The following is a 19,291-nucleotide window of genomic DNA, read 5'->3' as shown; positions in this document are numbered from 1 at the left end:
ATTTTTGTGTAGTCAAATTCTTGATTATGAAAGTAGAACAGATTTACACCGGATGTTTAGCACAAGGTGCATATTACATCACAAGCAATGGCGAAGCTGCCATTATCGATCCTCTTCGTGAAGTTAAGCCTTACTTAGATAGGCTTGCAAAAGATGGGGTTAAACTAAAATATATTTTTGAAACTCATTTTCATGCCGACTTTGTGAGTGGGCATGTGGATCTCGGTAAAGAAACGGGTGCTCCCATTGTGTACGGACCAAATGCAGCTTGTGAGTTCGATTGTATTTCTGCTACTGATGGTCAAGAGTTTAAAGTAGGCAATGTAAGCATACAAGTATTACATACGCCAGGCCATACTATGGAAAGCACAACCTTCTTACTTAAAGATGAGAATGGTAAAGATCACTGTATTTTCAGTGGCGATACGCTTTTCTTAGGGGATGTTGGTCGCCCAGATCTTGCTCAAAAAGCAGCAAGCATGACTCAGGAACAACTTGCTGGCTTACTCTATGATAGCTTGATGAATAAAATCATGCCTCTTGCGGATGATGTTATCGTTTATCCAGCACATGGTGCAGGTAGTGCATGTGGCAAAAATATGATGACCGAAACTGTGGATACTTTGGGTAATCAAAAGCGGATGAATTATGCTCTAAATCAGCCAAATAGAGAAGCATTTATTAAAGCTGTAACAGATGGATTAACTCCTCCACCAGCGTATTTCGGATTAAATGTAGCTATGAATAAAAAGGGCTATGACAGCTTCGAAACTGTCCTAAATCATGGAATGAAAGCTTTTAGTCCGGATGAGTTTGAACTTGTTGCCGAACTAACCGATGCATTAATTCTCGATACTAGAAATAATACCATTTTCTATCGCGGCTTTATTCCGCAGTCTGTAAATATCGGCCTAGATGGTGATTTTGCCCCTTGGGTAGGTGCTCTTATTGTGGATGTGAAACAAGCTATTCTCTTAGTTACTGATGAAGGTAGAGAAGAAGAAGCAATCACTCGCTTAAGTCGTGTTGGCTTTGACAATGTTCTTGGTCACCTTCAAGGAGGATTCGAAGCATGGCTAAAATCTGGAAAAGAAGCAGACATCGTAGACCGCATCACTGCAGAGCAATTTGCTAAAGAAGTTAGAATCGGGCAGGATTTGGTTATTGACCTAAGAAGAGAAAGTGAATATGCTGCTGAGCATGTGGATGAGGCATTTAACAGACCACTCGACTATATCAATGATTGGATTAAGGATGTGAATCCGAAAGAACACTTCTTTTTACATTGTGCAGGTGGTTATAGAAGTATGGCAGCAGCTTCTATCCTTCAAGCTCGTGGCTATAGAAACTTTACAGAAATAGCCGGAGGATTTAAAGCAATTAGCGAAACAAATGTTCCTAAAACTGATTTCGTTTGCCAAAGTAAAACTATGCACGCATAATATCTTTTATGTAAAATGCATGTTTAAATAATAGGGCTAGGCATTTGTCTACCCCTATTATTTGTTTTTACCATTATTTTTTCGTATATTAATTTGTATGCAAGGTTTAAAAGAAAATAAATATCAATTTGCTCTACTTGTATTGGTGAATGCCTTTGTAGGCGCCATGATTGGTTTAGAACGTTCTATTATGCCTGGTTTTGGTAATGTAGAATTCGGACTAAGTGCTAATGCAGCTTTGATGTCTTTTATCATTGCATTTGGAATTAGTAAATCGCTAAGTAATTACGCCGTTTCTCAACTCAGCAAAAAATTTAATCGTAAAACTATTCTGATTATAGGCTGGCTCTTCGCCCTCCCCGTGCCTTTTATGCTCATGTACGCTCCCAATTGGAATTGGGTTATTGCGGCTAATGTTTTATTGGGTATTAACCAGGGACTAGCATGGAGCTCTACCGTGATTATGAAAATTGATCTAGTGGGTGGTAAAAATCGTGGCTTGGCCATGGGAATTAATGAGTTTGCGGGTTATCTTTCTGTTGGTCTTGCCGCTTGGTTGGCTAGTTCTATCGCCTCAGATTATGGATATGCTTATTTCCCATTTATTCCAGGGATATTATTTGCTTTCGGTGGATTATTAATCACAATATTCTTGGTGAAAGATACCACGCATTTCGTTCAAACGGAAAGTCTGACCAGTAAGCTCCCTCTTTTTGAAAATGTTTGGAAGGAAACAAGCTGGAAACACCAAAACTTGGGTTCTGTAAGCTTAAATGGCTTGGTGAATAATCTAAATGATGGGGTAGTTTGGGGACTCCTACCCATGTTATTGATTCAAAGGGGTTTTAGCATTACACAAATAGGTATTATTGCTGCTATTTATCCAGCAGTTTGGGGCATATCTCAACTTTTTACCGGTAAACTAGGCGATACTCACTGCAAAAAGCAAATTATTACCGCCGGTATGTTAATTCAAGCAATCGCTATTTTACTTATTGCCCTCGCTTATACTTTACCATTCTTAATTCTTGCCTCCATTCTTTTAGGCTTCGGAACGGCTTTAGTATATCCTAATTTCCTTTCTGTTATCGCCGAAGGAACGCATCCTAAACAACGTGCTCAAAGCTTAAGTATTTTCCGTCTTTGGCGCGATAGTGGTTATGTTATTGGAGCAATTTTGAGTGGTTTCCTTGCAGATATATTTGGTATAAGTCAGGCTTTATTTATTGTAGCAGCCATCACTGCTATCGCTGGAATGATTGCCAACCACAGGATGTGCTGCACCACAAAAACCTTTTGGAAAAGCGATTATTGCGTGCCTACATACTAATCAAGCCTAAATTCTTCTTAAAATCTTGTCTTTTCCATTTGTAACCTTTGTTACTTATAAACGAAATCTTAGGCATTACCTTTGTATAAGTTCTAAATAAAAGGAGGCTAAAAACATGAAAGATGTATTGTTAAATAATTGGAATATCGTTCGATTTCTACGCCTAGGAATTGGTTTAGCCATTATTGTGCAAGCCATAGTTGCCAAGGACATGTTGTTCGGCTTCGCAGGATTACTTTTTACTGGTATGGCTCTTTTTAATGCTGCATGCTGTGGTGTTGGAGGATGCGCTACGCCAACTCCATCAAAAAAATCTGATTCAAAGGAAATATCTTACGAAGAGGTAGTTTAATTTAAAAGCTTTAAAAAAATAGACATGACATTTAATGAATTAATACAATCCGATAAGCCAGTGCTTGTGGATTTTTTCGCTGAGTGGTGTGGACCATGTAAGGTAATGGCCCCAATTTTAAAGGAAGTAAAACAGGAAGTGGGCGATGCGGCTAGTATTTTAAAGGTGGATGTGGATAAAAACCCACAAGCTGCTGCCGAATATCAAGTACAAGGTGTACCAACCTTAATCCTTTTTAAAAAGGGTGAGGTTTTGTGGCGTCAAAGTGGTGTGGTACCGAAAAATGGCCTTGTAGGAGTAATTAACAAGTTTTCAATCTAATTTATATGTTAAATTTTTTAAAGAAATTATTTAGTGCATCAGAAAAACCTGATTTAAATGCACTTATTGAGGAAGGTGCTTTCTTAGTCGATGTTCGTAGTCCGCAAGAATTTGCACAAGTAAAAGTAAAAGGATCCGTGAATATTCCACTGGATAGCATTTCTAGGCAGATTTCTAAATTTAAAGACAAAAAGCATATCATCGTATTCTGTCGTAGTGGGAATAGAAGCTCACAGGCTAAATCAATCCTGCAAAGAAATGGTTTTACCAATGTTGTTAATGGTGGAACCGTAGGGAATGTAAATCAATTTGTAAAATAAAATCAGCGCATTAATTGTAATACTATCATTTATTAAACAAATAATAGTGTTGATTAAGCTCAATCATTAAAATTTTCTATTATGAAATCAATTATTGTAGACGTAAGATCAGTAGACGAATTTAATATGGACGGACACGCTCCATGTAGTGTAAATTATCCACTCGATCAATTGGAAAGCCACATTGATGAATTACGTGGCTTTGATGAAATTATCATGGTTTGTAGAAGTGGTAATCGTGTAAATATGGCAATGGCTATGCTTGCACAACATGGCATTACCAATGTGGTAAATAAAGGCCCTTGGCAAAATATTAACTGTAATTAAACAAGAACTAATCTGATATGGAACGTTTAAAAATTTTAATTCCGACCGATTTTTCTGTCCAAGCCGAATTTGCCTACCTAATGGTGAAAAAATTGGAAGAGAAAATTGAAACCGATATTCATTTTGTACATGTATTAAATGTGCCGGATACCGTAACAATGGATGCCAAAGGAGAGATTCAAACTTGCGGCGAAATTGATGTGAACTATGTAGTAAAGCAAAAGGAAATTTCTCTGAGAAAGCTTGAAAATTTGAAAACTCTTTATGGTAATCAAATTAATGTTCATTTAGTGCTCGGCAAAACTACAGATGCTATTCTTAACTTCTCCAATGCTAATGCCTTCGATCTAATTGTAATGGGTAATAAAGGAGCAAGCGGAATAAAGGAAATTGTTTCAGGTACAGAAGCTCAGGTAATTGCTCGTAAATCTCAAATTCCTTTGCTATCTTTAATGTGCGATCGTTCAGATCTTCTAATTGAAAACATATTGCTTGTGCATAACTTTGTTAATCCTAAAAAAGAAGGATTAACTTTATTAAATAAATTGATTAAAGCTTTTAATACAAAAGTACATTTGTTGCAAATCACCTCTGGTCAGGTAGACGCAGAAAAGGCTAAAGTTGAAGCAGATATGAACTTGTTTGCCCAGTTGAATGGTATTGACAATTATGCATGCCATTTAATTAATGATAAAGACGTAGAAAATGGCGTTGTTCATTTTAATCAAATGAACGATATGGACCTTGTATTTATCGGAACTCATGGTAAGGGAGGCTTGTTTCATCAAAGTGCAACCGAAAAGCTTATTAATCATCTTTTTAAACCAATTATCTCATTTCATCTATCAAACTAAAAACAAATGATTGAATTTATAACACAACCTTGGCCTTGGTGGTTCTCCGGACTAATGATTTCGGGAATTATGTTTTTCCTTTTATTTTTCGGACAATCCTTTGGGTTTTCATCTAATCTTAGAACAATTTGCGCTGCTGCGGGACTAGGAAAAACGAATAAGTTTTTTGACTTCAACTGGCGTGGACAAATTTGGAATATTGTATTTCTTATTGGAGCTGTTTTAGGTGGTTTCTTAACCAAACAGTTTCTTGACACAGGTGCTCCTGTTCAAATTTCACAAGAAACCATTCAAGATTTATCAAAATTGGGTATTTCTGAACCTGAATCTTTACAACCTACTGAAATTTTTGGAACTGATGCCATGTTCTCCCTTAAAGGATTTTTAATTCTTGCAATTGCTGGATTAATGGTTGGTTTTGGCTCTCGCTATGCGGGTGGTTGTACGTCAGGACATGCAATTTCTGGTCTGTCGGACCTTCAATTCCCATCTCTAATTGCTGTAATTGGCTTTTTTGTAGGTGGTTTAATTATGACTTTTTTAATTATGCCTTTAATATTTTAAACGATGAAATTTATAAAATTCTTAGTACTTGGTGTAATTTTTGGTATTGTTATGACCAAATCTGAAGCCGTTTCTTGGTTTAGAATTCAAGAAATGTTCCGTTTTCAAGCTTTCCACATGTATGGAATCATTGGTACGGCTGTAACATTAGGTGTAGCTGGTGTTGCACTCATAAAAAAATTCAAAATCCGTGATTTCTCAGGGAATCAAATTTTGTTTAGCCCGAAAGATAATTCAGTTTACCGTTATTTAGTTGGTGGTACTATATTCGGATTGGGTTGGGCACTTGGTGGTGCTTGTCCTGGACCAATGGTAGTTAACGTTGGTTATGGTTATTGGGCTATGGCAATTGTATTTTTCTTTGCCCTTATTGGCACGTATTTATATGGTGTATTAAAAAGTAAATTACCTCATTAAAATTGTAGCTTATGTCTGAGAAGCAGGACGATAAAAATTTATTAAACGACTTATTTTCAGTAATTAATAAACTCATCCTTGCGATAGTTTTATTGATTGTAGCAATGATTGCTATCCCAATAGTATATTATATCAGCAAACTGCCTAAAAGTCAGGATGTAGCCGTTGAAGAAATGCCTGCAACCCTCGCGGAGGTAAAGGCAATTGTTCAAGAATTTTGGATTGCCCCTGAGACTAGTACCATTAGCGATGCGGCTGAGAAAGAAAATGTGGAATATGGCAAGGAATTAATTGCTCATACCGCTAAATATTTAGGCCCTAATGGTTCTGTGATGCAAATAAGTAATGGGATGAACTGCCAAAACTGTCACTTGCAAGCCGGTACGGCTGTTTTTGGGAATAATTATGGCTCTGTAGCTTCTCTCTATCCTAAATTCAGGGCGCGAAGTGGTGGTGTTGAAGATATTCCAAAAAGGGTAAACGACTGCTTTGAAAGAAGTTTAAATGGTTCTGCATTAGATACAAATTCGAGAGAAATGAAAGCCATTGTAGCTTATATCAATTTCTTAGGTTCTAATGTTCCTAAAGGTGAAAAGGCAGCTGGGTCTGGCTTTAAAGATCTGGCTTTTTTGGATAGAGCAGCTGATCCGCTAAAGGGAAAAGAGGTCTATACTTTAAAATGTGTAAGCTGCCATCAAGCAGATGGTTCCGGTGTAATCAATCCTGATAAAAGTGAATATACTTTTCCACCACTTTGGGGTAAGAATAGTTATAATGATGGTGCGGGACTTTACCGTATTTCCAACTTTGCAAAGTATGTGAAATACAATATGCCTATCGGTGCAACGCATGATAATCCTCAATTAACTGATGAGGAGGCTTGGGATATTGCTGCTTATGTTAATTCGCAAGCTCGACCACACATCAATGTGCCTAAAGATTGGCCTGATAAGTCTAAAAAGCCTATAGATCACCCATTCGGACCCTATGCTGACAAATTCTCGGAGAAGCAACATAAATTCGGTCCTTTTAAACCAATTGCTGAAGAAAAAAAGAAATTAGAAGAAGCTACTAAATCAAAGTAGATTCTGACTGAAAAATTAACTTATGGAAAATAATAGAAGAGGATTTTTAAAGAAAGTTGGTGCAATGGGTGCAGGGGCAGCTATTTTTACTTCAAACCCAATTACTTCAATAGCTAATGAGCTTTCTGAAACTCCAGTTGATAGTGCAAATGAATCGGAGTTTACCATTTCCATTCTACAAACTACAGATGTTCATTGCCAGGTTCATCCACATGATGAACTATTTTGGGAAAATGAACAATCTGTTTTTCGTAAAACAGGCGGCTATGCTCATCTTGCCACCTATCTGAAAAAAGAAAAGAAAAATAATCCAGATACATTCATCATTGATACAGGTGATATGTTTCAAGGCAGTGAGCTTTCAGTAAAAACAAGTGGTAAAGCCATGATTCCTGTATTAAATGAGCTTGGCTACGATCTTTATCTTCCGGGTAATTGGGAGGTTATCTACTATAAAAAAGCAATGCAAACCTTATTAGGCTCCTTAAATGCGCCTAAAGTTTGTGCTAATATGTACCATGATCTTGGTGATGGTAAAAGAGGTGAGTTGATTTTTCAACCTTATCATATCTGGAATGTGAAGGGTGTAAAAATCGGCTTTATTGGCTATACCGACCCCTTGGTGCCTGTAAGACAATCGCCAAGCTATAGTAAAGGCATAATTTATACTAAGCCGGAAGAAAATTTAGCCCATTATGTAGATGTTTTACGTAACCAAGAGCAATGTGCTTATGTGTTCATGTTATCTCATTTGGGTCTTTCTCAACAAATTCATATTGCTAATCTTCCAGAGTGTGAAGGTGTTGATTATATCTTGGGCGGTGATACGCATGAACGTGTTCGCAAACCAATACAATGTAAATATTCTAAAGTAGTTGAACCTGGTGCATTTGGTTCTTTTGTTGGGAAACTTGAACTCAAAATTAAAGATGGCAAGGTTGTTCAAGACGATTATACTCTAGTTGAAATTGATTCAAAAAAATATAAAGCGGATAAAAATATTAGTCGCCTGATAAAAGAAAATGAAGTCCCTTTTGAAGGTGATATCAATACCATCGCTGGATATAGTACTATTCCTCTTTACCGTTATTTTGTAATCGAAAATACCATTGATACGCTAATTTTGGATGCTTTGAAATGGAAAATTAAAGAGGCTGATATAGTTCTTTCAAATGGTTTTAGATTCTGTCCGCCAAACGCTACCCCCGACGAAACAGGAAATATTCCAATTACTAATGGCTACATCTTTGATATGTTGCCAGTAGATAGCGTGGTAAGAACTGGCTCTGTGAACGGTAAGCAAATTACAGACTGGCTGGAGAGAGAGTTGAACAATGTTTTTGCTGAGGATGCTTCTCAACGCTTAGGCGGTTGGGTAATTAAATTTAAGGGCATGAAAATAAGTTTCAATGCTTTTGCTCAGAACGGTAAGCGTGTGCAAAGTGTAGAAGTGAATGGTAAGCCTCTGGATATGAGCAAAGTATACCGTATCTGTGCATGTGAGCGTGAAGGTGATCCCTTAGATATGCTATGCAGAATGAGAGGTGTTTCTAATGCAAGTAATACACCTTTTACATTACACTCTGTGTTAAAAGAGTATTTAAAGGTAAATTCACCGGTAACTCCTGAGCCACCAATGTCTGCGAAAGTACTAGATGCTCCGCAAAAATTGCTTACACAGGTTACTGGAGTAGATTATAAATTTCACTAATTTTTATTGACATGAAAAAAATTCTTCTTCTAGCTCTACTTTTTGTTTTTTCAACTGGATTGAGTGCACAAACTAAAAATAATCGTAAGTCTGCTGATAGTTATAAAGGACTTAAAATTGTTTTCCAATTGACTTCCGCAGATACCTTAATACATCAAAATTTGATGAGTCAATTGAAGAACTATTGGAGTGTAGCACCAGATACCAAATTTGAAGTAGTTTGCCATAGTGGAGGTTTAAATATGTTGGTGAAAAAGAATAGTGTAGTGCAGGATGAGATAAAAATGTATGCCGATAAGGGTGTAAGTTTCCTCGCCTGTGAATTTGCTATGAAAAAACGAGGTGTCACTAAAGACCAGTTAGTAGATGGCGCCGGAACAGTTATCTCTGGGGTTCTGGAAATTGCGAAAAAACAACAAGAGGGATGGAGCTATATTAAATTATAAGTCCGAATTCTACCTTCTTAATTAAATCAATTTAAATGAAATCATTTTTCTATCTGGCATTGCTATGCCTTCTTTTTTCTACTTTTAGTGAAGTAAAAGCACAACATCAAGACGTGAATGAACGTCCTGAAATGTATAAAGGTAAATCTACAAATTCAGTCGATAGTAGCTCTATCCTTGGTGCTTTTAAGGGTGGTAATGTTCAAGGTCATTTCAGGTATTTCTTTATGAATACTATTAATGAAGGTAATTTAACCGATTATTATGCTAATGCAGCTGGTGGTGGTTTAAGGTTTGAAACAGCACAATTTCATAATTTTCAATTTGCCGTGAGTGGTTTCTATATCTTTAATATTGGATCTTCAGATATGACCAAACCTGACCCGCAAAGTGGACAGTTTAACCGTTATGAAATAGGTTTATTTGACATTGAAGATGCCAATAACAAATCGGATATTGACCGCCTAGAAGAGTTTTATCTTAAATATAATTTTAAGGAATCATCCTTGATTTTTGGTCGCCAGATATTAAATACCCCATTCATCAATCTTCAAGATGGAAGAATGAGGCCTACGGGAGTAGATGGTGTTTGGGCAGAACTGAACGAAATTAAAGGTCTTAAAGTTGAAGGAGGTTGGATTTATTCTATTTCCCCGCGAAGTACAACTGAATGGTATCCTGTAGGAGAAACTATTGGACTTTATTCAACAGGCTTGAATCCAGATGGTACACCATCTCAATATGCCAATAAAATTGAAAGTAAGGGGGTTGCTTTATTAGCTCTAAAAAGTAGTCTAACAAAACATTTGAAGCTTCAGTTTTGGAATATGTACACTCAAAATGTGTTTAATACAGCTATGCTTCAGTCTGATTATACGCTCCCTCTTAATGATAAATCAAATTTAATTTTAGCTGGGCAAGTTATTAAGCAAGATGCTATAAATGATGGGGGTAATCATCATCAATCTGAAAGCTATTTTGTGAAAAATGGAAAATCTTTGGTTTTTGGCGCTAAAATTGGTTTGAAAAGTACAAACTGGGAGACTTCTCTAAACTATAATCGTATTACTGAGAAAGGTCGTTATTTGCTGCCTCGCGAGTGGGGTCGTGATCCTTTCTTTACCTTTTTACCCCGTGAGCGAAATGAAGGATTTGGCGATTTACACGCAATAATGGCCAAAATCGATTATAAAGTGCCTCAAACAAGATTTAAAACATCTATTGCTGCTGGATACTATAAATTACCTGATGTTAAAAATTTTGCTTTAAATAAATATGGATTTCCTTCATATTCACAAATAAATACCGATTTTAGATATACCTTTGATAAAGGATTAAAAGGTCTCGAAGCTCAGCTACTTCTGGTAGCAAAAATTAACGCTGGCGAAACCTATGGAAATAGTAAAATGGTGATTAATAAAGTCAATATGTTTCAGTCTAATTTTGTTTTAAATTTTCATTTCTAATGATCGCTAATTTAGATAAGCTAAACAGCATTTTTGAACCTCAATTAATTCAGGAAATACAGCAGTTTGGTATTTTTCAAACTTTTAATGAGGGTGATTTAATCATGGACTATGGTAAATATGTTCGTATGATGCCAATAGTTTTGAAAGGTACAGTGAAAGTCTTACGTCTAGATGAAAAAGACAATGAAATTCTTTTGTACTACTTATCTAATAATGAAAGCTGCTCAATGGCATATAGCTGCTGCTTAGAAGCCAAGAAAAGTGAGGTTAAAGCCATTGCCGAAGATTATGTAGAACTTATCGCTATTCCTCACCTTAAGTTGGATGATTGGTTATGCAAATATCCGAGTTGGAAAAATTATATCATGCGTAGCTTCAATGAGCGCTTTATTGAACTATTGAAATCTATCGAGAGTATTGCTTTTCATAAATTGGATGAAAGATTAATTGCTTATTTGAAGGAAAAGCAACGTCTAACTGGTTCTAGTGTAATTAAAGCTTCACATAATTTAATTGCCGATGAACTTGCCACTTCAAGGGTGGTTATTTCTAGATTGTTAAAGCAACTTGAAAACGATCAGAAGATCATTTTGTACCGAAACGAAATTAAACTGCTTGCCTCATTTTCTTAATTTAGTTATTGGCTTATTTTACCCTAATTGGTAGAGGGAATAAATTAAAGCGGCATATAAGGCAATGATTATTATGGCGTCAATTCCCAATACAAACCTCTTTTTGGGTGATTCGATGAGTATACTAACTCCCACCACAGCAGTCATCAGCAAGGTTACTAATCCGCTAAGCGCATGATTTGGATCGCCTTCAAGCAGCAATTTGCCTTTTGTGTACAATAAATCATCAAAAGCCAGAATAAGCATGTTGAAAATATTGCTTCCCAACAAATTTCCTACTGCCATATCAATATTACCCAATCTTACTGCGGCAATCGAAATTACTAACTCGGGTAGAGAAGTTGTTGCAGCTACTAAAAGAGTAGCAACAAATGATTGACTCATCTCTGTAATCGTTGCAAGATTGTCGGCAAAATATGGTAATAATAACGCTCCAATTACCACTAAAGTAGCATTTAATATATATCGTCTAATCGCTACCTTTAAGTTAACTCCCTTATATTCCCTTTTTGACTCTATTTTATCATTTGTTATTCCAGTTGAAAATCGATGATCATTCTCGTAGATAACTCTTATCGTTATAAGGTAAATTGTGATCAGGATAAATGGGAAAGTACTGAACCAGCCAAAATCAGGCATCAAATCGCCATATAGTATTCCAATTATTGAAGTAATAATGAGAATCATACCAAAAAAGCCTGCTAAAACATGACTTTTAGTAACTACTGATGAAAGGGGTTTACCCGGTACAAAATAATCTAAAACAGCTAGTATAAGTAGGTTGAATGATAAACTTCCCATGATTCCTCCAACAGCAATATCTGGCGAATCTATTATGATTATTGCGCTAATACCAGTAAATAATTCCGGAAGGGATGTTACAGCAGCCATTAAAATTAAGCCCATCCAGGCTTTGCCCATCCCCGTTAATTCTGCAATAATATCGCCATACTTTGATAATCGAGTCCCACTGTATGTAATCAAAGCAGCACATAATGCAAATCCAATAATTAAAATTGCTAGCGAGTTCATACATGAAAGTATACCCTAAATAACTGTCACATTATCATTTTGTTTTATGTAACAAATAGAATTAATTAGAATGCATTTTTTTAATCAATTATGTATAAATTCATAAAATGAACGATAAACAATCGTCCATTTATTTTTAGCCAGTTAAATTGGTTTCTATAGTAATAATTTATTAAAATGGATTTAATCAACATCAATAAAATAGAGTAGCATAATCAAATGAAGAAATTTTTAGATCAGGAGTTTTTATTAGAATCGAGTACGGCAAAAATGCTTTATCACAATTTTGCCGCCAAATTGCCAATTATCGATTATCATTGTCATTTATCAGCAGATCAAATTGCTGAGGATGCAAATTTTGAAAACCTGACTCAGATTTGGCTCTATGGCGACCATTATAAATGGCGTGCAATGCGTGCCAATGGTATTGATGAAAAATACATTACTGGTAATGCTTCTGATTTTGAAAAATTTGAAAAGTGGGCCGAAACAGTCCCATACACCTTAAGAAACCCACTATACCACTGGACACACCTCGAACTTCAACGATATTTTGATGTGTATGATATTTTATCTCCAGCTACCGCAAAAAAAATATATGATGAATGCTCCGCTAAACTTCAAACTCCCGAATATTCTGTTCGGCGACTCATTCAAAAAATGAATGTCGAAAGCATTGGTACAACAGATGATCCATTAGACGATTTGCTTTCTCATCAAAAAATTAAAATGGATGGTTTTTCAACTAAAGTTTTACCTTCCTTCCGCCCCGATAAGGCCATGAATGCTGAAGATGTATTAGCTCTTCAGGCATATATCCAGAAGCTAAGTATATTAACAGATTTACCAATTGATAATTTCAAAAGCTATCTCCAAGCGCTTAAAACCCGCCACGATTTTTTTGCCGAAATGGGCTGTACCGTTTCTGATCACGGGCTAGAGCAAATGTATTGTGAAGAATATAATGATTGCGAATTAGAGTTGATCTTTCAAAAGATTTTAGGTTGCCATAGCCTAAATCCTACTGAATTAATAAAGTTTAAGTCCTGCATGCTAATTAATCTTGCTCATTGGGATCATGAAAAAGGCTGGGTACAGCAATATCATCTTGGTGCTTTAAGGAATAATAACTCAAGACTTTTAAGTCAATTAGGACCCGATACAGGTTTCGACTCTATCGGTGATTTCTCGCAAGCCAAAAATTTATCAAAATTTTTAAATAAGCTTGATTCTTCTGACAGATTAGCTAAAACCATCCTTTATAACCTTAATCCCGCAGATAATGAAATGCTTGCCACAATGGTTGGTAATTTTAATGATGGTACTATAGCCGGAAAAATGCAATTTGGAGCAGCTTGGTGGTTCCTTGATCAAAAAATGGGAATGATCAATCAGCTCAATGCACTATCAAATATGGGTTTATTGGGTCGATTTGTGGGAATGATAACAGATTCTAGAAGTTTCTTATCTTATCCAAGGCATGAATATTTTAGAAGAATCCTCTGTAATCTTATTGGCCATGATGTTGAAAATGGGGAGCTTCCAAATGATATTGAATGGCTTGGAAAAATGGTTGAAAATATTTGCTACTTTAACGCTAAGAAATATTTTAATTCTTAATCACGATAATACTTAATGATTTGAAAAAGCCTATTTTAACAAATCCACAACCAATGACAAATTATCGTTGGACCATCTGTGCACTCGTTTTTTTCGCTACCACAATCAATTATCTTGATAGGCAGGTAATTAGTCTTCTGAAGCCTACACTTGAAAAAGAATTTGATTGGAGCGAATCAGATTATTCAAATATTGTTGCTGCATTTCAATTGGCCTATGCATTCGGTATGCTGGGTGTGGGAAGTGTCATTGATAAAATTGGTAGTAAATTAGGCTATGCTATTTCATTAGTTCTTTGGAGTATTGCTTCTATCATGCATGCTTTTGCTAGCTCAACTTTTGGCTTCGGTGTAGCTAGGGCTTTTTTAGGTGTTACAGAAGCGGGTAACTTCCCTGCAGCTATTAAAGTGGTCGCCGAATGGTTTCCTAAAAAGGAAAGAGCCTTCGCTACAGGCATTTTTAATAGCGGGACTAATATCGGAGCTGTAATTGCCCCTTTAATCGTCCCATGGCTTGCTTTGACCTACAGCTGGCAAATGGCATTCATTGCTACGGGTGCTGTAGGTTTTGTTTGGCTTATTTTTTGGTTTTTATTATATCGTGCGCCCTCTAAACATAAATTGGTTAATGCCGCAGAGCTTGAACATATTCAAAGTGACGCTGATTTTGAGAAAGCCGATGGAAGTAACTCTGAGGAGGATATTCCATGGAGTAAATTGCTAACCTACAAACAAACATGGGCTTTTGCTGTTGGTAAATTTTTATCGGATGGCGTTTGGTGGTTTTTCCTCTTCTGGCTACCTGCTTTTTTAATCTCTGAATATAAATTGGTTGGATTGGAAATCAGCTTCCCTGTTGCCGTTGTGTATATGATGGCAGGTGTAGGTAGCGTTGCTGGTGGATGGCTTCCTATGTGGTTTACAAATACTAAAGGCTGGGATATGGTAAGGTCTAGAAAAACTTCTATGCTAATTTACGCTGTATTCCCTATTTTGGTCATGTTTTCACAAGCTGCAGGTTCATACAATATGTGGTACGCTGTATTTATTATTGGGGTAGCCATGGCAGCTCACCAAGCATGGTCTGCAAATATTTTAACTACCGTTTCTGATATGTTCCCTAAAAAATCTATCGGTGCTGTAATCGGAATTGGAGGTATGGTGGGTGGCTTTGGAAGTATTACCGTGGCAAAAACAGCAGGTGCCTTGCTCGATTATTATAAAGCTCAGAATGATGTTCAAACCGGTTATTATATTCTTTTCTTATTCTGCGGAACAGCTTATTTAATTGCTTGGTTTTTAATGTTTAGGGTTCTAGCGCCTAAAATGACTCCTATCCATGCGCCTAAAAAATAGTCTTGTAGTTTAAAATATTTTTATTTCTTACGCTAAAATGCTGTAAATTAACTATTTAATATATTAATCGATTTTCTATCAAATATGAAATCAAATCAAAACCGCAGATTTTTTATAAAAAGCTCCGCTATAGCGGTAGCGGGTATGGGATTAGGTGTTCAAGGATTTGCTGAAAGTGTATATCCTAAATGGAAAGGCAATTTAGCTGAAGGTACTCGTGTAGGCATTATCGGATTGGATACTTCGCATAGCATTGCCTTTACTAAAGCTCTTAATAATCCGGCTGCGGGACCAGAATTTAGTGGTTTTAAGGTTGTAGCGGCCTATCCTTATGGGAGTAAAGAAATAAAAAGCAGCTATGATAGAATCGCGCCTTATACTCTTGAAATGAAAAATTTGGGGGTGGAGATAACAGATTCTATTGCTGATTTATTAAAGAAGGTTGATTTTGTACTCTTAGAAACGAATGATGGCCGTATGCATCTTGAACAAGCTTTGGAAGTTATCAAATCTGGGAAACGATTCTTTATCGATAAACCAATTGCGGCTTCACTTAAAGATGCTGCTGCGATTTTTACTGCCGCAAAAAAGGCAAATGTTAGTGTTTTTTCTTCTTCTTCTTTAAGATATACCTCTGGCGCTCAGTCGCTGGCCGCTGGAAAATTAGGTAAAATTCTAGGTGCAGATACCTATAGTCCTTGTGTTGTTGAAAGTACGCATCCTGATTTATTTTGGTACGGTATTCATGGTGTTGAATCACTATTTACATTAATGGGGACCGCTTGTAAGGAGGTAGTGCGGGTAAGCACTGCTGATACAGAAATAGTTACAGGTACTTGGCGTGATGGTCGTATAGGAACATTTCGGGGAACGCGCAGTGGTAAATCGGGCTATGGCGGGACTGTCTTTGCAGAGAAGGGAATAGCCCAAATTGGTGATTATGAGGGTTATAATCCGCTTCTTGCACAAATTACAGATTTTTTTAAAACGGGAATTGTACCAGTTAGCGCATCCGAAACTTTAGAAATTTGTGCTTTTATGGAAGCAGCAGATGAGAGTAAAAAAAGAGGTGGAGCACCCGTAAGTATTGATTCTATGTTTGAAAGAGCTTCTTTAATAAGGTCTTAAATCAATTATTCTGAAATAAAATTTATCGTTTACCTTTTCTGAAAAATATCGAAATGGAAAATTCTGAAAACCGCAGAAAATTTATCAAAAAAACATTAACAGGAGCTGCAGTGCTTTCTTTTGGAGGTGTTTTGCCTAGCTTTAGTGCTAAAAGCTATGCCCGAATTCTTGGTGCTAATGAGCGTATCCAAGTAGCTGTGATGGGGGTCAACAGCCGCGGTTTAGCCCTAGCCTCAAATTTTGCGGCTCAAAAGAATTGTGAAGTCCGATATATTAATGATGTAGATAAACGTGCTGCAGATAAATGCATTGCCAATGTAGCTCAAATTCAAGGGATTACACCTAAAGCTCAGGCTGATTTCAGAAAATCATTGGAAGATAAAGATTTGGATGCCTTAGTGATTGCTGCTCCCGATCATTGGCATGCCCCAGCTGCATTATTAGCCTCTGCCGCCGGAAAGCATGTGTATCTTGAAAAACCATGTAGCCATAATCCCCATGAAGGAGAAATGCTTGTTGCCGCAGTAAATAAGTATAAAAATATTATTCAAATGGGCAACCAGCGACGATCATGGCCAAATATTCACTCCGCAATTAAGGAGTTGCATGCCGGAATTATCGGTCGCCCTTACTATGCAAAAACCTGGTATAGCAATAATCGCCCATCTATTGGAGTTGGTAAAGTTGCGCCTGTGCCCGACTGGCTTGATTATGATTTATGGCAAGGACCAGCACCGAGGCGGGAGTTTAAGGATAATTTGATTCATTATAATTGGCATTGGTTTTGGCATTGGGGCACCGGCGAATCATTAAATAATGGAACGCACATGATTGATTTGGCGCGTTGGGGATTACAAGTGGATTATCCAACAAAGGTGAGCTCCGCTGGTGGTAGATACCGCTATCAAGATGATTGGGAAACTCCCGATACACAAAATATTACCATTGAGTTTGACAATAAATCCACCATCAGCTGGGAAGGCAGAAGCTGCAACCCTTTCCCAATTGAAGGAAGTACAGTTGGCGTAATTTTCTATGCCGAAAATGGCACCATGGTGATTGGTGCTGGTAATTCCTACAAGGTATTTGATCTTAAAAATAATCTAATCAAGGAAGTCAAAAATGAGGTGAAGGTAGATCCTAATAATCTAAGTAATCCATCGCAACAATTGGATGCTTTTCACCTTCAGAATTTCTTTGCCGCAATAAAACATGGAGAGCCCTTGGCTTCCGACATCGATGGAGGCCATAAGAGCACACTTTTATGCCAGTTGGGCAATATTGCTCAACGTAGCGGTAAAACCCTTCAGGTTGACCCTATGAATGGCCGTATTTTGAATGATCCTAAGGCTATGAAACTGTGGACTAGAGAATATCAAAAAGGTTGGGAGCCTAAGGTTTAGGCTTTTGCAGGGAATTCTAACACTTATAAAATTTCATTTGTTTGGAAATGATATTGCTTAAAAATTTTTGAAAAATGATAAAAATTAATCTTAAAAACCTTCTTTTTATAAATTTCGTGATGATAATCTCTTTTGGCTGCACAACTAAAAATAACCAATCATCTAGCCAAAGTATCGATAAAATAAAATTGATTACGCTCGACCCCGGGCATTTCCACTCGGCCTTGGTACAGAAGTCAATGTACGAGAATGTAGATTCTGTGGTTCACGTTTATGCCCCTGAGGGTCAAGAATTAAAATCGCACCTTAATTTGGTAGATGGCTATAATTCACGTCCAGAAAATCCCACGCTGTGGCAAGAGAAAATTTATACAGGCCCTGATTTTTTGGATAAAATGTTATCCGAAAAGGCTGGAAATGTGGTAGTTATTGCCGGTAATAATCAAAGGAAGACTGATTATATCGCCAAATCTGTAGAAGCTGGTCTCCATGTTCTTGCCGATAAGCCCATGGCAATTGATCTAGATGGTTTCAATAAACTTGTTCAAGCTTTTGAAAGTGCTAAAAAAAATAATGTTCTTTTATATGATATCATGACCGAAAGGTATGAGATTAACACCATGCTTCAGAAGGAGTTTGCGCATCTTTCGGCATTTGGTCAGCTCGAAAAGGGTAGCCCTGAAAACCCTTCCGTAACTAAAGTAAGTGTGCATCATTTTTATAAAAATGTATCGGGAAAACCTTTGGTTAGACCAACATGGTTTTTTGATGTGAAACAACAAGGTGAAGGTATCACGGATATCACCACGCACCTTGTTGATTTGGTGCAATGGGAATGTTTTCCCAATCAAATTTTAGATTATAAGAAAGATATTGAGATTGTCTCAGCTAGAAGATGGCAGACAAGCATAAATGCAGAGCAATTCGAAAAGGTTACGCAGAAAAAGGAATTTCCTGAATTTCTGAAATCAGATGTGAAAAATGGAATTTTAAGTCCCTACTCGAATGGTGAAATCAATTATCGTCTAAAAGGCATTCATGCTAAAATATCAGTTACCTGGGATTTTCAAGCACCCGAAGGGACTGGCGATACTCACTTCTCTGTGATGAGAGGCACCAAGGCTAGTGTAATCATTAAGCAGGGTAAGGAACAAAACTTTAAACCTGCTTTGTACATTGAGCCGAGAGAAAATACAGATTTGAAATTGTTTGAAAAGGCACTAATGGCCGACTTAAAACAAATTCAAAAACAATATCTAGGCCTTGAACTTAAAAAAGTAGCGAATGGCTGGGAGGTAATTATTCCTGATACTTATAAAGTAAGTCATGAGGATCATTTTGCCCAAGTAACAACAAAATATCTCCAATTTTTAAAGGATGGAAAATTGCCAGAATGGGAAGTGCCCAATATGATTGCGAAATATTATACCACTACTAAGGCGCGCGAAATAGCTTTAGGTTTAAAATGATATTTTTTAGAGTG

The 19,291-nt window shown here is 36.8% G+C and carries 20 protein-coding genes; 19 read left to right on the top strand and 1 reads right to left on the bottom strand.

The window, feature by feature from the left end:
• Positions 1–26 precede the first annotated feature (26 nt).
• The 14 genes from QZ136_RS03515 (at position 27) to QZ136_RS03450 (ending at position 11,270) form a co-directional block, all read left to right on the top strand.
• Positions 27–1,442 carry an MBL fold metallo-hydrolase gene (locus QZ136_RS03515; protein WP_291400384.1) on the top strand — a complete coding sequence of 472 codons (1,416 nt, stop codon included), beginning with the start codon at positions 27–29 and terminating at the stop codon, positions 1,440–1,442.
• A gap of 97 nt (positions 1,443–1,539) precedes the next feature.
• The gene (locus tag QZ136_RS03510) at positions 1,540–2,772 is read left to right on the top strand and encodes an MFS transporter (RefSeq protein ID WP_291400382.1); all 1,233 of its coding nucleotides are present in this window, start codon (positions 1,540–1,542) and stop codon (positions 2,770–2,772) included.
• Between the two features lie 115 nt (positions 2,773–2,887).
• Positions 2,888–3,124: a hypothetical protein gene (locus tag QZ136_RS03505; RefSeq protein WP_291400380.1), complete on the top strand. Its 237-nt coding sequence runs from the start codon at positions 2,888–2,890 to the stop codon at positions 3,122–3,124.
• A gap of 24 nt (positions 3,125–3,148) precedes the next feature.
• Entirely contained in the window at positions 3,149–3,445 is a 297-nt protein-coding gene (trxA, locus tag QZ136_RS03500; RefSeq protein ID WP_291400378.1) for a thioredoxin, read from the top strand.
• 5 nt (positions 3,446–3,450) lie between these two features.
• Entirely contained in the window at positions 3,451–3,765 is a 315-nt protein-coding gene (locus QZ136_RS03495) for a rhodanese-like domain-containing protein (protein ID WP_291400376.1), read from the top strand.
• Positions 3,766–3,846: 81 nt separating this feature from the next.
• Positions 3,847–4,092 carry a rhodanese-like domain-containing protein gene (locus tag QZ136_RS03490; protein ID WP_291400374.1) on the top strand — a complete coding sequence of 82 codons (246 nt, stop codon included), beginning with the start codon at positions 3,847–3,849 and terminating at the stop codon, positions 4,090–4,092.
• A 17-nt stretch (positions 4,093–4,109) separates the two neighbouring features.
• The gene (locus QZ136_RS03485; RefSeq protein WP_291400372.1) at positions 4,110–4,946 is read left to right on the top strand and encodes a universal stress protein; all 837 of its coding nucleotides are present in this window, start codon (positions 4,110–4,112) and stop codon (positions 4,944–4,946) included.
• 6 nt (positions 4,947–4,952) lie between these two features.
• Positions 4,953–5,510, top strand: coding sequence for a YeeE/YedE thiosulfate transporter family protein (locus QZ136_RS03480; protein WP_291400370.1), 558 nt, complete (start codon positions 4,953–4,955; stop codon positions 5,508–5,510).
• Positions 5,511–5,513: 3 nt separating this feature from the next.
• A complete protein-coding gene (locus QZ136_RS03475) occupies positions 5,514–5,927 on the top strand; it encodes a DUF6691 family protein (RefSeq protein ID WP_291400369.1) in 414 nt (137 codons plus the stop codon).
• A gap of 11 nt (positions 5,928–5,938) precedes the next feature.
• Positions 5,939–7,012 (top strand): c-type cytochrome, encoded by a 1,074-nt coding sequence (locus QZ136_RS03470; protein WP_291400367.1) that lies wholly within the window; start codon positions 5,939–5,941, stop codon positions 7,010–7,012.
• 22 nt (positions 7,013–7,034) lie between these two features.
• Entirely contained in the window at positions 7,035–8,723 is a 1,689-nt protein-coding gene (locus tag QZ136_RS03465) for a 5'-nucleotidase C-terminal domain-containing protein (RefSeq protein ID WP_291400365.1), read from the top strand.
• Positions 8,724–8,734: 11 nt separating this feature from the next.
• Positions 8,735–9,169, top strand: coding sequence for a DsrE family protein (locus QZ136_RS03460; RefSeq protein ID WP_291400363.1), 435 nt, complete (start codon positions 8,735–8,737; stop codon positions 9,167–9,169).
• 35 nt (positions 9,170–9,204) lie between these two features.
• On the top strand, positions 9,205–10,635 hold the full coding sequence (locus QZ136_RS03455) for an OprD family outer membrane porin (RefSeq protein WP_291400361.1): 1,431 nt from the start codon (positions 9,205–9,207) through the stop codon (positions 10,633–10,635).
• Positions 10,635–11,270, top strand: a complete 636-nt coding sequence (locus QZ136_RS03450; RefSeq protein ID WP_291400359.1) for a Crp/Fnr family transcriptional regulator — start codon at positions 10,635–10,637, stop codon at positions 11,268–11,270. The genes QZ136_RS03455 and QZ136_RS03450 overlap by 1 nt, the downstream gene beginning before the upstream one ends.
• A gap of 18 nt (positions 11,271–11,288) precedes the next feature.
• Here the strand turns inward: QZ136_RS03450 and QZ136_RS03445 are convergent, their stop codons facing one another.
• Positions 11,289–12,302: a hypothetical protein gene (locus QZ136_RS03445; protein WP_291400357.1), complete on the bottom strand. Its 1,014-nt coding sequence runs from the start codon at positions 12,300–12,302 to the stop codon at positions 11,289–11,291.
• Positions 12,303–12,521: 219 nt separating this feature from the next.
• Between QZ136_RS03445 and uxaC the strand changes: the two genes are divergently transcribed.
• The 5 genes from uxaC to QZ136_RS03420 all read left to right on the top strand — a co-directional run bounded on the left by uxaC (position 12,522) and on the right by QZ136_RS03420 (position 19,277).
• Complete coding sequence (gene uxaC / locus QZ136_RS03440; protein ID WP_291400355.1) at positions 12,522–13,922, top strand: glucuronate isomerase; 1,401 nt, start codon at positions 12,522–12,524, stop codon at positions 13,920–13,922.
• A 53-nt stretch (positions 13,923–13,975) separates the two neighbouring features.
• Positions 13,976–15,277, top strand: a complete 1,302-nt coding sequence (locus QZ136_RS03435) for an MFS transporter (RefSeq protein WP_291400353.1) — start codon at positions 13,976–13,978, stop codon at positions 15,275–15,277.
• Between the two features lie 84 nt (positions 15,278–15,361).
• Positions 15,362–16,405: a Gfo/Idh/MocA family oxidoreductase gene (locus tag QZ136_RS03430; protein WP_291400351.1), complete on the top strand. Its 1,044-nt coding sequence runs from the start codon at positions 15,362–15,364 to the stop codon at positions 16,403–16,405.
• 53 nt (positions 16,406–16,458) lie between these two features.
• On the top strand, positions 16,459–17,808 hold the full coding sequence (locus tag QZ136_RS03425; protein WP_291400349.1) for a Gfo/Idh/MocA family oxidoreductase: 1,350 nt from the start codon (positions 16,459–16,461) through the stop codon (positions 17,806–17,808).
• 74 nt (positions 17,809–17,882) lie between these two features.
• Entirely contained in the window at positions 17,883–19,277 is a 1,395-nt protein-coding gene (locus QZ136_RS03420) for a putative oxidoreductase C-terminal domain-containing protein (RefSeq protein WP_291400347.1), read from the top strand.
• Positions 19,278–19,291: the final 14 nt, after the last annotated feature.

Origin of the sequence: Daejeonella sp. (genome assembly GCF_017495225.1) — a bacterium.
Classification (GTDB): domain Bacteria; phylum Bacteroidota; class Bacteroidia; order Sphingobacteriales; family Sphingobacteriaceae; genus Daejeonella.
This window is presented reverse-complemented; position numbering and strand designations above follow the sequence as displayed.